14 protein-coding genes are annotated in these 13,652 nt (G+C 68.8%); 7 read left to right on the forward strand and 7 right to left on the reverse strand.

Annotated features, from left to right (window positions below):
- Positions 1 to 71: 71 nt before the first annotated feature.
- Positions 72 to 1,451, reverse strand: coding sequence for a M10 family metallopeptidase C-terminal domain-containing protein (locus AB7E83_RS20415; RefSeq protein WP_428572640.1), 1,380 nt, complete (start codon positions 1,449 to 1,451; stop codon positions 72 to 74).
- 96 nt (positions 1,452 to 1,547) lie between these two features.
- On the opposite strand from AB7E83_RS20415, the gene AB7E83_RS20420 reads away from it, so the two are divergent.
- The gene (locus AB7E83_RS20420; protein WP_428572641.1) at positions 1,548 to 2,852 is read left to right on the forward strand and encodes a hypothetical protein; all 1,305 of its coding nucleotides are present in this window, start codon (positions 1,548 to 1,550) and stop codon (positions 2,850 to 2,852) included.
- Here AB7E83_RS20420 and AB7E83_RS20425 read toward each other — a convergent pair.
- Both AB7E83_RS20425 and AB7E83_RS20430 read right to left on the reverse strand, forming a co-directional pair.
- A complete protein-coding gene (locus tag AB7E83_RS20425; RefSeq protein WP_428572642.1) occupies positions 2,824 to 3,939 on the reverse strand; it encodes an NADH:flavin oxidoreductase/NADH oxidase in 1,116 nt (371 codons plus the stop codon). The two genes, AB7E83_RS20420 and AB7E83_RS20425, sit on opposite strands and share 29 nt — an antisense overlap.
- 7 nt (positions 3,940 to 3,946) lie before the next feature.
- A complete protein-coding gene (locus tag AB7E83_RS20430) occupies positions 3,947 to 4,390 on the reverse strand; it encodes a VOC family protein (RefSeq protein WP_428572643.1) in 444 nt (147 codons plus the stop codon).
- Between the two features lie 142 nt (positions 4,391 to 4,532).
- Between AB7E83_RS20430 and AB7E83_RS20435 the strand changes: the two genes are divergently transcribed.
- The 6 genes from AB7E83_RS20435 to AB7E83_RS20460 all read left to right on the forward strand — a co-directional run bounded on the left by AB7E83_RS20435 (position 4,533) and on the right by AB7E83_RS20460 (position 9,384).
- A complete protein-coding gene (locus tag AB7E83_RS20435) occupies positions 4,533 to 5,825 on the forward strand; it encodes a serine hydrolase (protein ID WP_428572644.1) in 1,293 nt (430 codons plus the stop codon).
- A 230-nt stretch (positions 5,826 to 6,055) separates the two neighbouring features.
- Positions 6,056 to 7,567, forward strand: coding sequence for a DUF4331 domain-containing protein (locus AB7E83_RS20440; protein ID WP_428572645.1), 1,512 nt, complete (start codon positions 6,056 to 6,058; stop codon positions 7,565 to 7,567).
- 16 nt (positions 7,568 to 7,583) lie between these two features.
- On the forward strand, positions 7,584 to 7,871 hold the full coding sequence (locus tag AB7E83_RS20445; protein ID WP_428572646.1) for a hypothetical protein: 288 nt from the start codon (positions 7,584 to 7,586) through the stop codon (positions 7,869 to 7,871).
- Positions 7,872 to 8,681 (forward strand): DUF4198 domain-containing protein, encoded by an 810-nt coding sequence (locus AB7E83_RS20450; RefSeq protein ID WP_428572647.1) that lies wholly within the window; start codon positions 7,872 to 7,874, stop codon positions 8,679 to 8,681. It begins immediately after the preceding gene.
- Between the two features lie 41 nt (positions 8,682 to 8,722).
- The gene (locus AB7E83_RS20455) at positions 8,723 to 8,959 is read left to right on the forward strand and encodes an AbrB/MazE/SpoVT family DNA-binding domain-containing protein (RefSeq protein ID WP_428572648.1); all 237 of its coding nucleotides are present in this window, start codon (positions 8,723 to 8,725) and stop codon (positions 8,957 to 8,959) included.
- Positions 8,956 to 9,384, forward strand: coding sequence for a PIN domain-containing protein (locus AB7E83_RS20460; protein WP_428572649.1), 429 nt, complete (start codon positions 8,956 to 8,958; stop codon positions 9,382 to 9,384). The genes AB7E83_RS20455 and AB7E83_RS20460 overlap by 4 nt, the downstream gene beginning before the upstream one ends.
- A 17-nt stretch (positions 9,385 to 9,401) precedes the next feature.
- On the opposite strand, the gene AB7E83_RS20465 is transcribed toward AB7E83_RS20460, so the two are convergent.
- The 4 genes from AB7E83_RS20465 to AB7E83_RS20480 form a co-directional block, all read right to left on the reverse strand.
- Positions 9,402 to 10,430 carry an SMP-30/gluconolactonase/LRE family protein gene (locus tag AB7E83_RS20465; protein ID WP_428572650.1) on the reverse strand — a complete coding sequence of 343 codons (1,029 nt, stop codon included), beginning with the start codon at positions 10,428 to 10,430 and terminating at the stop codon, positions 9,402 to 9,404.
- Between the two features lie 9 nt (positions 10,431 to 10,439).
- Positions 10,440 to 11,765, reverse strand: coding sequence for a glucarate dehydratase (gene gudD, locus AB7E83_RS20470; protein WP_428572651.1), 1,326 nt, complete (start codon positions 11,763 to 11,765; stop codon positions 10,440 to 10,442).
- A gap of 43 nt (positions 11,766 to 11,808) precedes the next feature.
- A complete protein-coding gene (locus tag AB7E83_RS20475) occupies positions 11,809 to 12,768 on the reverse strand; it encodes a Bug family tripartite tricarboxylate transporter substrate binding protein (RefSeq protein ID WP_428572652.1) in 960 nt (319 codons plus the stop codon).
- 142 nt (positions 12,769 to 12,910) lie between these two features.
- Positions 12,911 to 13,651, reverse strand: a complete 741-nt coding sequence (locus AB7E83_RS20480) for a FadR/GntR family transcriptional regulator (protein ID WP_428572653.1) — start codon at positions 13,649 to 13,651, stop codon at positions 12,911 to 12,913.
- Position 13,652: the final 1 nt, after the last annotated feature.

The following is a 13,652-nucleotide window of genomic DNA, read 5'->3' on the forward strand; positions in this document are numbered from 1 at the left end:
CCGAGGGTTTGTGCGGTAAAGCTGCCGTGAAGGAGCGCAAGAAATCGTGCGCGGCGATCGCAGCGGCAGGCTCAGAAGATGTACGACGCGTCGAAGTCCCCGGGCTTCACGCCTTCGAGCGAGACGAGGATGTCGGCGACGCGGTCGCCGTCGGCGTCGAGCGAGAGCAGCGACCCGGCATAGCGGAGTTCGCCCGCGAGTCCGCTGAACGCCGCGTCGCCGATGAAGATCGGCTTGCGCTCGCCGGGGAGCACACCGGCATCGAGCGCGAAGGCCACCTTGTCGCCGGCGGCGCCGTTGAAGTCGACGATGGTGTCGCGCGCGACGAGGCCGCCGACGGCCGCATCGACGCCGAAGAGGAATCCATCCGCGCCGGCCCCGCCGCGCAGCCGGTCGGCGCCGCTGCCGCCGTAGAGAACGTCGTTGCCGTCGCCGCCATGGAGGATGTCGTTGTCGTTGCCGCCCACCAGGACGTCGACGCCCGCGCCACCTTCGAGCGAGTCGGCTCCGTTGCCGCCATTGAGGTAATTGTCGGCGGCGTTGCCGACGATCCGGTCGCTGCCGTTGCCGCCCATGGCCCGCTCGATCGTCACGCCGTGCGCGATGGTGAAGCCGCCCGCGATTCCCGCGACCCGCGACACCACGCCGCCCGCATTCGCGCCCTGCAGCGTGGCGGCCGTGAGATCGATCGTGCTGCCGAAGGCCGATCCCTCGTTGCTGATCGTGTCGATGCCGCCCGCGTCCCAGAGGCAGGTCCAGCCGGTGCCGGCCCCGTTCAACTGCGGCAGCCGGTAGACGGTGTCGCCCGTCGCCGTCGTCATGTTCGCGCCGTAGCGCGCCTGCAGCGCAGCGATGTCCAGCGCCATGAGACCCGCCTCGGCGCCGAACACCTTCGAGTTCGTCGGCGCGCCGCTCCACCCCTTGTGATGGCTCATCACCGTCCACACGCCCTGGTCGAGCGCGTCGTTGTCGAAAGTTCCGAGACCATCGGGATGGCCCAGCCCCAGTGCATGGCCGAGCTCGTGCAGGACGGTCGCGTAGCCCCGCCCGCCGGGCGCGAGGTGCGACCAGCCGGAAGCCTCGTAATTGAAGAATCCCTGGGCGCTGCTGTAGTCGCCCGTAGGGAGTTCGTGGGCGCCGACGGCGTCCTTGTCGATCTTGTCGAGCGTGGAATCGGGCGCAAGCCACCACGCGAAATTGGCGGATGCGGGCGTGGCGGCTTCGCGGAACTCCAGTTTGCAGACTGCCGCATACTGCGCCAGCGCGAGTTCGAACGCGGCTTTCTCATGCGCTTGCCAGGTGCGTCCGGTGAAATCGCCGAAGGTGGCATGCCGGGCGGCACCGTTGCCGAAGGTGTAGGTCAGCGGACCGCCGGTCCAGCCGGCATCGGACAGCACACCGTCGACCAGCGAGTTGCCGGTCCTGGAATCGAAAGTCGTCTGAGTCGCCACTGCAAACCTCGCAATGAATTTGTTAGTTCATTTGAGTTCACAAAGCGCGCAAATACTGTGTACCTAGGTACAAGACAAAGGTCGAAGGACCACGCATTGCTCGCCCGCGCCGTGGCACGGGCGCCCCGGCCCTTCCGCATGCCCGCGCTGCCGTCGGATGCGTCGGTGGCCATCGGTCTGGGTCCCGATATGGCGGTCGCGTTTGCGATGGAGGCCGCGCGTCGAGGACGCGATGAACGCGAGGTCTTCGTCGACGCGCTCGCCGCGCTGATCCGGGAAGCGTCCGTGCCGGACGCGGGCGATCCGGCGTTCCAGGCGCTGGTGATGAAGGCGAACGAACCCCTGGTTTCCGAGCACGTGCGGCTCGCGGCGCAGCGCATCGTGGACGAGCGCGCCGTTCGCGCGGTGGTCGACGCCTTCGCGCATCCGGGCAAGCTGCGCGGCCATGCGGACGCCGGAAGGCGCGAATCGCTGGCGACGCTTCATGCCCTCGCGATGGCACAGGACTGGATTGCGCTTGCCGCGTCGCTCGATGGTTTGCCCCCGCTGGCGACGCTCGCGTCGAGGGATGCCTTGCAGCGCCTGGTGCGCGCCCAGGCGCTGCGAACGCAGCCGGCCGTGCAGCGCTACATCGCGCTGTGCGAACGACGAGGGCCTGCCGCCGGCACCGCGGCGGCGAGCGAACAGGGCCGCGCATCGGCACGCGTCGGCGTCGCCGCGGAACACGCGACCGCGTTGGCGTTCGACGCCATCGCGGCGATGCTCGCGCAGCACGGGCGGGACACCTCCGAAACGAATGCATCCACATGGCGCGCCGTCCGCGGCCTTCGCATGCCGCGCGGCTTCCCCGGCGACGCGGCGAAGGCCAAGGACGAATGGGATGCGGCCCTGCTCCACGGCGACGACGTCGCACTGCTCGCCGAGGTCAAGGCGACGCCCGCCGCCGCCACGCCCGACTTCGCGCGGCTGCATCGCGGGCTGCTGCGCTTCGCGCAGGCCGATGACGCGCTCTACGTGTTCGCGACGCAGGAGGGGGAAGTCGCGGTCTCCGGCGAATCGCTGCGGGCGCTCGCGCCCGCGAGCCACGCGCTGCCGGCCGAAGTCATCTACTGCTGCTCGGCCCCGCCGGAGACGCGTCCGCCCGTGCTCGCCGCGTCGAGCAAGGCCGTGCTGCTCGCCGAGCCCGCGAGCATCGCGTTCGCGCACCGGCTCGCGCTGGGCGACACGCCCTCGCCTGCCCCACTGGCGCAGGTGTGGGAGGACCTGCGGACCGCGCCGCGCCTACGCTCCGCGCTGCACCAATATGACACCGCCCGCGCCGTGCGCGAGGCGATGCTGCGTCCGCAGGAACTCGCGGACGCGGTGCGCGAACTCAGCGCTGCCCGTGGGTCGCCGACTTGAACAATCCCTTGAACTCCGCCGGGTGCGAGCGGAAATACTGCTTCGGCGCGCTGACCTGCGCGCCAAGACGCGCGGCCGCGTGCCACGGCCAGCGCGGGTCGTAGAGCATCGCGCGCGCGAGCGCCACCGCATCGGCCTGCCCGCTCGCGACGATGGCCTCGGCCTGCGTCGCATCGGTGATAAGGCCGACCGCGATGGTGGTCATTCCCGTGGCCGCCTTCACCTGTTCGGCGAACGGCACCTGGAAACCCGGAGAGAGCGCGATCTTCTGATTCGGCGACAGACCGCCCGTGGTCACGTGGATGGCGTCGCAGCCGCGCGTCTTCAGCGCCTGCGCGAACGCGATCGTCTGCGCCGGATCCCAGCCGCCTTCGACCCAGTCGGTCGCGGAGACGCGCACCCACACCGGCTTGCCCGGCGTGAATGCGGCTCGCACCGCGTCGAACACTTCGAGCGGGAAGCGCATGCGGCTGGCGAGCGAGCCGCCGTATTCGTCGTCCCGCGCATTCGACAGCGGCGACAGGAACTCGTGCAGCAGGTAGCCGTGCGCCATGTGGAGCTCGATGCCGTCGAGCCCCAGGCGGGCGGCACGCTTCGCGGCGGCCGCGAAATCGTCGCGCACGCGCTTCAGGCCCTGCGCATCGAGCGCGGCGGGCGGAAGCTCCCCTTCGGTATGCGCGATGGCCGATGGCGCTTCGGTGAGCCAGCCCGTCGGCGCGTCCGGCGCGATCTGCTTGCCACCATCCCACGGCGCCTGGCTGGAGCCCTTGCGACCCGCATGCGAAAGCTGCACCGCGAGCGCGATGGGCGAGTGCCTGCGCACCGCGTCCACCACGCGACCGAGCGCGCGCTCGTTGTCGTCGGAGTAAAGGCCGAGGTCCGCCGGCGAGATGCGGCCCACGGGGGACACCGCCGTCGCCTCGGCGATCAGCAGGCCCGCGCCCGACAGCGCGAGCTGGCCGAGGTGGATCATGTGCCAGTCGGTCGCGCTGCCTTCCTCGGCGGAGTACTGGCACATGGGCGCGATGACGATGCGGTTGGCCAGGGTCAGCGCGCCCAGCTGCAGGGGCTCGAACAGGCGGCTCATCGCGGGCCTACTTCGCGAACAGCTTCGTGATGTCGGCGAACGCCTTCACCTCGATCGCATTGCCCGACGGGTCGAGAAAGAACATCGTGGCCTGCTCGCCGGGCTCGCCCTTGAAGCGGATGTAGGGCTCGATCACGAACTTCGTGCCCTGCGCGCGCAACCGCTCGGCCAGCGCTTCCCAATCGGCCAGCGGCAGCACGATGCCGAAGTGCCGCACCGGCACGCCGTGGCCATCCACGGCATTGCGCGCGGCGCTGCCCGCCTCGCCCGGCGCGAGGTGCGCGACGATCTGGTGGCCGTAGAAATTGAAGTCGATCCACTCGTCGGAGCTGCGCCCCTCGGAGCAGCCCAGGGTTTCGCCATAGAAGCGCCGCGCGGCGGCGAGGTCGTCCACCGGAAATGCGAGGTGGAAGGGCGACAGCGGATACGGATTGGTGGTGGGGGACGGCATCCCGGCATCGTAACCAGCGACGAAAGACCACGCTTTTCGTCCGTGCAGGCCGGCGAGCGCCCCGGCCTGCGAAAGCCGCCTACATGCGGATGAGGCCGAGCGCACATGGCTTGGACCGCGTGCGTCCGTAAGCTCCTCTTCCATGCGAAAACTCATCGTGCTGGGCGGGCTGGTGGCGGTATTGGCCGGCGTCGTCCATTGGCAGCTGCGGGATGCGGACGAATTCGGCCCCCTCGCCCAGGGGCCGGAATCCACCGCACCGGCCGAGCAGGCGGCCTCCGCCCCGGTCGCCGGCGCATCCGGCGCGGCCCAGCCCGAGCAGCCGCAGGCCGAGGTCGTCCAGGAATCGAACGACACCGAGACCACGCTCGAGAGCTTCATCCCGCGCCGCTCCGAAGGCCACGCGCAGAACCTGCACAAGACGCCGTCGCCCATCCTGCTGGGCTCGAGCGCCGTCTACGTGATGGATGCGTCCGACCGCAAGGTGCTGCTGGAGAAGAATCCCGACGCGGTGCTGCCGATGGCCTCGATCACCAAGCTCATGACGGCGATGGTGGTGCTGGAGGGCAGGCAGGCGATGGACCAGCCGCTCACGATCACCGAGGACGACATCGACCGCGCGCGCATGAGCCGCTCGCGCCTTCGGGCGGGCACCGTGCTGTCGCGCGACGAGGCGCTGCACCTCGCGCTGATGTCGAGCGAGAACCGCGCCGCGCATGCGCTCGGCCGCACGTATCCCGGCGGCATGCCCGCGTTCGTGGCCGCGATGAACCGCAAGGCGAAGCAGCTCGGCATGGCAAGCACGACGTACATCGATCCGACCGGCCTGTCCGAGAAGAACCGCACCACCGCCCGCGATCTCGCGACGCTGGTGCTGGCGGCTTCGGAGTATCCGGTGCTGCGCGAATACTCCGTAACCCAGAACCGTCGCGTTCAGTTCGGCAAGCGCGCGCTGATCTACGTGAACTCGAATGCCCTCGTGCGCGACGATTCCTGGGACATCACCCTGCAGAAGACCGGCTACATCGTGGAGGCCGGCCACTGCGTCGTGCAGCGCGCCCGCATCGGCAGCCGCGACGTCGTGATGGTCCTGCTCGACGCGGGCGACAACAGGACCCGCAACGGCGATGCCCGCCGCATCCGCAACTACGTGGTGCCGGGCTTCGAGGAGGCATGGGCGAAGGCGCATCCGCCCGCGACGAAGGCCCAGGCGAAGGCGAAGGCAAAGGAGAAGAACGCCCGCGACAAGGACACGAAGACCGCGGCCGCGAAGAAGGGCGACAAGAAGGAAGACAAGTCGTCGAAGTCCGCCGCGGCCTCGAGCCGCGACGACAAGCCGGCGAAGTCGCGCGCCACCGAGAAGGCCCGAGCGAAGGACGACGACAAGCCCGCGCGCGTGACCAAGACCTTCAAGAAGGATGGCGAGGACACCTGAGCCGACACCGGACGCGGCGTCTTCGCCTACATGGACGTAGGCATCGCGAGCGCCCCGACGTAGGACGAGGGCCCGACCGGGAACTTCCCTCGACATTCGCGAATCCGGCCGACGCTCGGCGGCGTATGCGCCTACAGGATCGGCGACGCCGGTCCGACAACGATGAAACACCTTGTATCGGGAAACGGTTTCCCGATGCAGGTGCTCATCCAACGACAAGGAGCATCCCCATGAGATTCCGCTCGCCGCTCAGCGGCGCGATCCTGCTCGCATTCGCCGCCACGGCCGCGATGGCGTCCAGCCACCGCGAGGGCCCGTTCATCGCGACCCAGCGCCACGTCGACGCGACCGATCTCTACATGTTCCGAAGCTACGAGGCGGGCCGCCAGGACTACGTGACGATCCTCGCCAACTACATCCCCTTCCAGGATCCGCAGGGCGGCCCCAACTTCTACCAGTTCGACAACAACGCGCTGTACGAGATCCACATCGACAACAACGGCGACGCGGTCGAGGATCTCACCTTCCAGTTCCGCTTCAAGAGCACCTCGAAGGACGCGGCGCTCAACGTCGGCGGCAAGTCGGTCAAGGTTCCGCTCATCGCCGCCGGACAGATCACCTCGGTCAACGCCGCGACGCTCAACGTTCGCGAGACCTACTCCATCGACGTCGTGCGCGGCAACCGCCGCAGCGGCACGCGCGCGGGCGCCGTGACCAACACCGTCACCGGCGGCGCGGCCTTCGACAAGCCGGTGGACAACATCGGCGAGAAGACCTTCCCGTCGGGCTACGCGGCCTACGCCAACCAGCACATGTACAACGTGACGATCCCCGGCTGCGCCACGCCGGGCCGCGTCTTCGTGGGCCAGCGCAAGGAGCCGTTCTACATCGCGGTCGGAAAGACCTTCGACCTGTTCAACCTCAATCCGCTCGGCCCGGAGTCCGCCGGCAACAACAACGACCTCGAAGGCAAGAACATCAGCACGATCGCGATGGAACTGCCCATCGCCTGCCTCACCGCGGGCGGCGATCCGGTCATCGGCGCGTTCACCACGGCCAGCCTGCGCCAGGGCCGCATCGTCAACGGCGCGCCGGCATCGGGCATCAACAACGCAACCCGCGAGGGCGGCGCGTGGGCGCAGGTCTCGCGCCTGGGCATGCCGCTCGTCAACGAAGTCGTGATCGGCCTGGCCGACAAGGACCGCTTCAACGCGGGCAAGCCGACCGGCGATGCCGCCCTGCTCGACTATGTGACCAACCCGGCGCTGCCCGCGCTCATCGAGTCGCTGTTCCCGTCCGCCAAGGCGCCGACGAACTTCCCGCGCACGGACCTGGTGGCCGCGTTCCTCACGGGCATCTCGGGTCTCAACCAGCCGCGCACGGTGGTTCCTTCGGAGATGCTGCGCCTGAACACGTCCATTGCCGCGACGCCGGCCGCGACGCAGAACGCGCTCGGCGTGGCCGGGGGCGACCTGGCCGGCTTCCCCAACGGCCGCCGTCCGGCGGACGACGTGGTCGACCTGTCGCTGCGCGTCGCGATGGGCGCGCTGTGCGTGCTCACCGGCACGGCCGACACGTTCAAGGTCGGCTGCAAGCCGGGCGATGCACCCGCGGGCGCCCTGGCGCTCACCGACGGCGTGCGCAAGACCGCGGCGAATTTCGGCAACGCGTTCCCCTACCTCACGGCGCCGCTGCCGGGCAACAGCAACCCGGCCGTCGCGGCGGGCACGACCTTCCCCTGAGCCCGGAGCACCGTTCATGAAACCGAAGATCGCAATGACGATACTCGCGGCCGCGCTGCTCGCGGCCGGGTGCGGCAGCGGCGGCGGCGACGATGGCGTCGCCACCGTGCCGCCCACCACCACGCCGCCGACGACGACACCGCCGACGGCCACCACCGACGTTCCCGCGTCGGCGATGGCGAGCGTCGACGGCTTCATCGCCTACCTGCGGCAGGTGCTCGCGTCCTCGAACGAAGTGTCCGAGCCGCTGCTGGTCGGCACCGCGGTCGCGCCGACCGACGAGACGAGCGAGCCCGCGCCGTAGATGCGGCTCGGGCGCCTTTTCGCAGGGCTCCTGCTTCTCGTGGGCGCGGCGCTTCCTGCCGTGGCCCATGAGTTCTGGATGCTGCCTTCGAGCTTCCAGCTGCAGCGACCCGGCCGCGTGCCGGTGTCGCTGTGGGTCGGGGAGCAATTCGAAGGCGAACGCGTGGGCATCCACGCCGGGCTCGTGGCGTCCCTGCGCCGCCACGACGCCGCGGGCGCGGTGGATCTCGCGGCGGCCGTGCCCGACCACGCCGTCGCCGACTGGCCGGTGATCGTGCGGCGAGCCGGCACGTCCCTCATCGCACTCGACACGCATCCCAGCAGCATCGAGCTGCCGGCCGACACGTTCCATGCCTACCTGCGCGAAGAAGGTCTGGAGTTCATCGTCGAGGCCCGCAAGAAAGCGGGCACGGCCGCGAAGCCCGCGCGCGAACGCTATCGCCGCAACCTGAAGGCGCTGGTGCGCCTCGGCAACCAGCGCGATGCGGTGGCGATGCAGCGCATCGGACAGAAGCTGGAGATCGTGCCGCTTGCCGACCCGCAGCGGCTGCCGGCCGACGGGAAGGTCGAGATGCAGGTGCTGTTCGACGGCGCGCCGCTGCCCGCCGCGCTGGTGAAGCTATGGCATCGTCGCGACGGCCAGCTGCTGACGATTCGCGCCCGCACGCGAGCCGACGGGCGCGTGACGGCCACCCTCCCCTGGACCGGCGTGTGGATGGCGAGCGTCGTGCATATGGTGGCCGCGCCGGATACGCAGGATTTCGACTGGGACAGTTATTGGGGGAATTTGATGTTTCAGGCGGGGCGCTGATCCAGCTTTGCTGTAATTCTTCTTTTCTGCAAAAATACAGCATGCAGACCACCGTGACCATCACGCCCCGAGGGGTCATTACCTTGCCGGCGCCGCTTCGCAAGGAGCTGGGACTCAAGGGCAATGACTTGCTCATTGCCGAGACGACCTCCGAAGGGCTTCTGCTTCGGCCGGCCGTTACCTTGCCGATCGAAATCTACACAGCGGAACGCGAGCGAGAGTTCGACGCTGCCGAAACCGAACTCGCGCAAGTACTGGCGAAGAAGAACAAGCGGTGACGCGGGGCTCGCGCGTCTTTCTAGACGCGAACATCCTGCTCTCCGCCGCGCGCAGCGACGGTGCGATCCGCGCGCTGCTCAGGCTGCTGCGCGAGGCCGGGCACCAACTCGTCGTCGACGCGTTCGTGATGGAGGAAGCCCGGCGCAACCTCGAACGGAAGGTGCCCGACGCCCTGAGTTCCCTCGAGCGGCTCACGACGGTACTCGAATGCGCATCGATGCGCGCCATGCCCGACCCGGAAGCTGCATGGCTCGCATGGCTCCCCGCCAAGGACCGGCCGGTTCTGGCGTCCGCCTCGCTTCTGCGCTGCGACTTCCTCATCACGGGCGACAGGACCCACTTCGGCGCGGGCTATGGCCGAAACTTCGAGGGGGTGGTACTGCTTTCGCCCGCCATGGCAGGGGACACGCTGCTGACCGATTGATCCGCGCGCCGCAAGGATCAAGTCGCCCCCTGCACTTCAACCGTCAACGCATACAGCGAATGGCTCGCCGCCATGTAGAGGCGATTGTTCTTCGGCCCGCCGAACGTGACGTTCGCGCAGCGCTCGGGCAGTCGGATGAAGCCGATGGGTTTGCCGGCCGCGTTGAAGATCTTCACACCGTCCAGGTCTTCGGGCCGGCCGCGAGGCAGATAGACCTGGCGGCCGTGCATTTCCGTCGGCGTGTCCTGCAGCGCGCCGCCGCTGCCCCAGCCGCACCAGAGGTTTCCGTCCGTGTCCACGCGAAACCCGTCGGGCGCGCCGTGGTCGTCGGCCGAGACCAGCTTCTTCTTGTTCGAGAGCGTGCGGCCATCCGCGGCCACGTCGTACGCCCAGATCGCGCGATGCGGCTGCGCGCGGCTCTCGACGACGTACAGCCTGCGCTCGTCGGGTGAGAAAGCGAGTCCGTTGGGCTGCTGCAGGTCGGTGATGACCGCTTCCACGGCCCCGGAGGGATCGACGCGGTACACGTTCGTCGTCGCCTGCTCCGGCGTCGCCTTCTCGCCCTCCCAGTTGCCGAGGATGCCGAAAGTCGGGTCGCTGAACCAGACGCTGCCGTCGGACTTCACGATCACGTCGTTGGGCGCATTCAGCCGCTTGCCTTCGAAGCCGTCCGCGATGACCGTGAAGCTGCCATTCGCCTCCGTGCGCACGACACGGCGCGTGACCGAGTGTTCGCAGGTGACGAGAAGCCCCTGCCGGTCGCGCGTGTTGCCGTTGGCGAAGTTCGACGGCGAGCGGTACACGGTGAAGGCACCGGTGCGCTCGTCGTACTTCATGATGCGGTTGTTCGGAATGTCGCTCACGAGGACGTAGCCGCCCTCGGGGAAATACACCGGCCCTTCGGCCCAGCGCATGCCGCTCGCGACCTGCTCGAGCGTGGAGCTCATGATGCGGTAGCGGACGAACGACGGATCGAGGATCTCGATCGCGGGGTCGGGATAGCGCTGGTTCGGCGTGTAGGGGAAGACGGTGTCGGCGGGTGTCATCCCGCCTTTTTACCTTACGAGGCAGGGCCGCTTGGGGTCGAACTTCCAGTTGGGCGAGAGGAACTGCATCGCGATGGCGTCGTCGCGCGCGCCGAGGCCGTGCTGCAGGTACAGCGCATTCGCCTTCATCAGTTCGGCCTCGTCGATCTCGATGCCGAGGCCGGGCTTCTTCGGCACGTTCACATACCCGCCTTCGATCTTCAGCGGATCGCGAGTGAGCCGCTGCCCGTCCTGCCAGATCCAGTGCGTGTCGATGGCCGTCACCTTGCCCGGCGCAGCCGCGCCGACGTGCGTGAACATGGCCAGCGAGATGTCGAAATGGTTGTTCGAGTGCGAGCCCCAGGTGAGGCCCCAGTCGCGGCAGGTCTGCGCGACGCGCACCGAGCCCGCCATCGTCCAGAAGTGCGGATCGGCCAGCGGAATGTCGACGGCCTGCAGCGCGAGCGCATGCGCCATCTGCCGCCAGTCGGTCGCGATCATGTTCGTCGCCGTCGGCAGGCCAGTCGCGCGGCGGAACTCCGCCATCACTTCGCGGCCGGAGAAGCCGTCTTCCGCGCCGCAGGGATCTTCGGCATACGCGACGATGCCGCGCATCATTTCGCCCAGTCGGATCGCATCCTTCAGCAACCACCCGCCGTTGGGGTCGAGCGTCACGCGCGCCTGCGGGAATCGTTCGTGCAATGCGCGCACCGCCTCGACCTCCTCGTCGCCGCGCAGCACGCCGCCCTTGAGCTTGAAGTCCTGGAAGCCGTATTTCGCCTGCGCCGCTTCGGCCAGGCGTACAACGGCTTCAGGCGTCAGCGCCTCTTCGTGCCGCACGCGCGACCATGCATCCGCCGCGTCCGGCTCGCTCGCATAAGGCAGGTTCGTCTTCGACTTGTCGCCCACGAAGAACAGATAGCCGAGCATCTGCACCGCGTCGCGCTGCTGCCCTTCGCCGAGCAGCGCCGCGACCGGCACGCCCAGATGCTGGCCCTGCAGGTCGAGCAGCGCCGACTCGACCGCGGTCACGCAGTGGATCGTCGTGCGCAGGTCGAAGGTCTGCAGGCCGCGCCCGCCCGAGTCTCGGTCGGCGAACTTCGCGCGCATCGCGTTCAGGATCGCCTGCAATTTGCCGATGGGCTGGCCTTCGACCAGCGCGCGCGCATCCTGCAGCGTCTGCCGGATCTTCTCGCCGCCGGGCACCTCGCCCAGTCCGGTATGGCCCGCGTTGTCGGTGACGATCACCACGTTGCGCGTGAAGAACGGCGCGTGCGCGCCGGAGAGATTGAGCAGCATCGAATCCCGGCCGGCGACCGGGACTACGCGCATGCTCTGGATGATGGGGGCGTTCATCTCGTCGACGTCATCCCCGCGCAGGCGGGAATGACGGTATTCGTCAGTCCGCCGTGATCTTGCGCGTCTCGATCAGCTGCTTCCAGCGCGCGTACTCCGTCGCCTGGAAGCGGCCGAACTGCTCGGGCGTGTTGGCCACGATCTCGAAGCCCTGCGCGAGCAGCTTTTCCTTCACCGACGGATCGTTCAGCGCCGCCGCGATCTCCTGGTGCAGCTTCGCCTTCACGTCGGCGGGCAGGCCTTTGGGTGCCGCCACGGCCTGCCACGACTGCACTTCCGCGCCCTTCACGCCCTGCTCCTCGAGCGTCGGGATCTCGGGGATCAGCGGATTTCGCTTGAGCGACGCGACGCCCAGCGCGCGCACCTTGCCGCTTTTGATGTGCTGGATGATGCTGTTGATGTTGACGAAGGCCGAGTCCACCTGACCGCCGAGCAGGTCGTTGATGGCCGGACCGCCGCCCTTGTACGGAATGTGCAGGCCCGAGGTGCCGCTTTGCTGCCAGAAGAGCTCGGCCGAGAGATGGTCCGACGAGCCGTTGCCCGACGAGGCGAAGCTCACCTTGCCCGGCGTCTTCTTCAGGCCGCCGAGAAGGTCGGCGACGGACTTGTACGGCGAGCTCGCCGGAACCACGAGCACGTTGGGCGCCTGCACGGCGACCGTGATCGGGTCGAAGTCCTTCAGCGCGTCGTACTGCACGCCCTTGATCAGGTGCGGCGCGATCACGAAGGGGCCGAGCGAGGACACGAAGAGCGTGTAGCCATCGGCCGGGGCGCGCTTCACGTACGCGGCGCCGATGGTGCCCGTGGCGCCGGCCTTGTTGTCGATCACGAAGCTCTGGCCCAGCTTCTCCTGCAGCTTCTGCCCGATCACGCGGGCGATGGCGTCGGTGGAGCCACCCGGCGGGAACGGCACGACCAGCGTGACCGGCTTGTCCGGGTAAGCGGCGAACGCGGGCAGCGTGGTGGCCACGGCGAGCGCGGCGGCGATAAGGATCTTCTTCATGGCGCTTTGTCTCCTGGCTTCGAATCGGAACTCGACGTGTTCACGCGGTCGCAGGGTTGCGAAACGCGGCCCGCCGTCTGCACAGACGCTCGATCTTGAAGTATGACATCGTATATCAGCAAATGTGCAGCGGATCGCGTTTTCAGCCGCCGCGCCGCGAGCGCCCGCTCTGCCGCTCGCGCCGGTCTTTGCTGTTCGCGAGGTGCGTGCGCATGGCGGCGCGCGCACCCTCGGCATCCTGCCGCTCGATGGCGCGCAGGATGTTCTCGTGCTCGGCATGCACGCCGCGCAGGTAGGCCAGGCGTTCCGGCGTGACCGGCTGCTCGCCCTCGAGCCGGGCGCGCGGGATCATGCCGCCGCCGAGCGTCGTCACGAGGTCCTCGAACCGCCGGTTGCCGGTGGCGCGCGCGATCTCCAGATGGAACTGGAAGTCGGGGCCGACGGCGTCGCGGCCTTCCTCCATCGCGGCAGAGAAGGCCTCGAGCGCCGAGCGCAGCGCTTCCACCTGCGCAGGCGAGCGCCGCATGGCCGCGAGCGCGGCGCTTTCGGTCTCGACGCCGATGCGAAGTTCGAGCACTTCGATGACTTCATGCAGCGTCGCGAGCCGGGCGGTGTCGATGCGGAAGGCGCTGCCGTGGCCCTGCCCCAGCACGAAGGTGCCGACGCCGTGGCGCGTCTCGAGCACGCCGCCTGCCTGCAGCCGCGAAATCGCCTCGCGCACGACGGTGCGGCTCACGCCGAACTCCGCGATGATCTCGCCTTCGGTCGGCAGCTTCGCGCCCGCGGCCCACCGGCCATCGCGCACGCGGTCGCCGAGCGCCTGCACGAGGTCGGCGGTGAGCGACCGGCCGCGCTTGGCAGGTGTTGCGGTGGGCATAGTCATA

Origin of the sequence: Ramlibacter sp. (assembly GCF_050250995.1) — a bacterium.
Lineage (GTDB): Bacteria > Pseudomonadota > Gammaproteobacteria > Burkholderiales > Burkholderiaceae_C > Ramlibacter.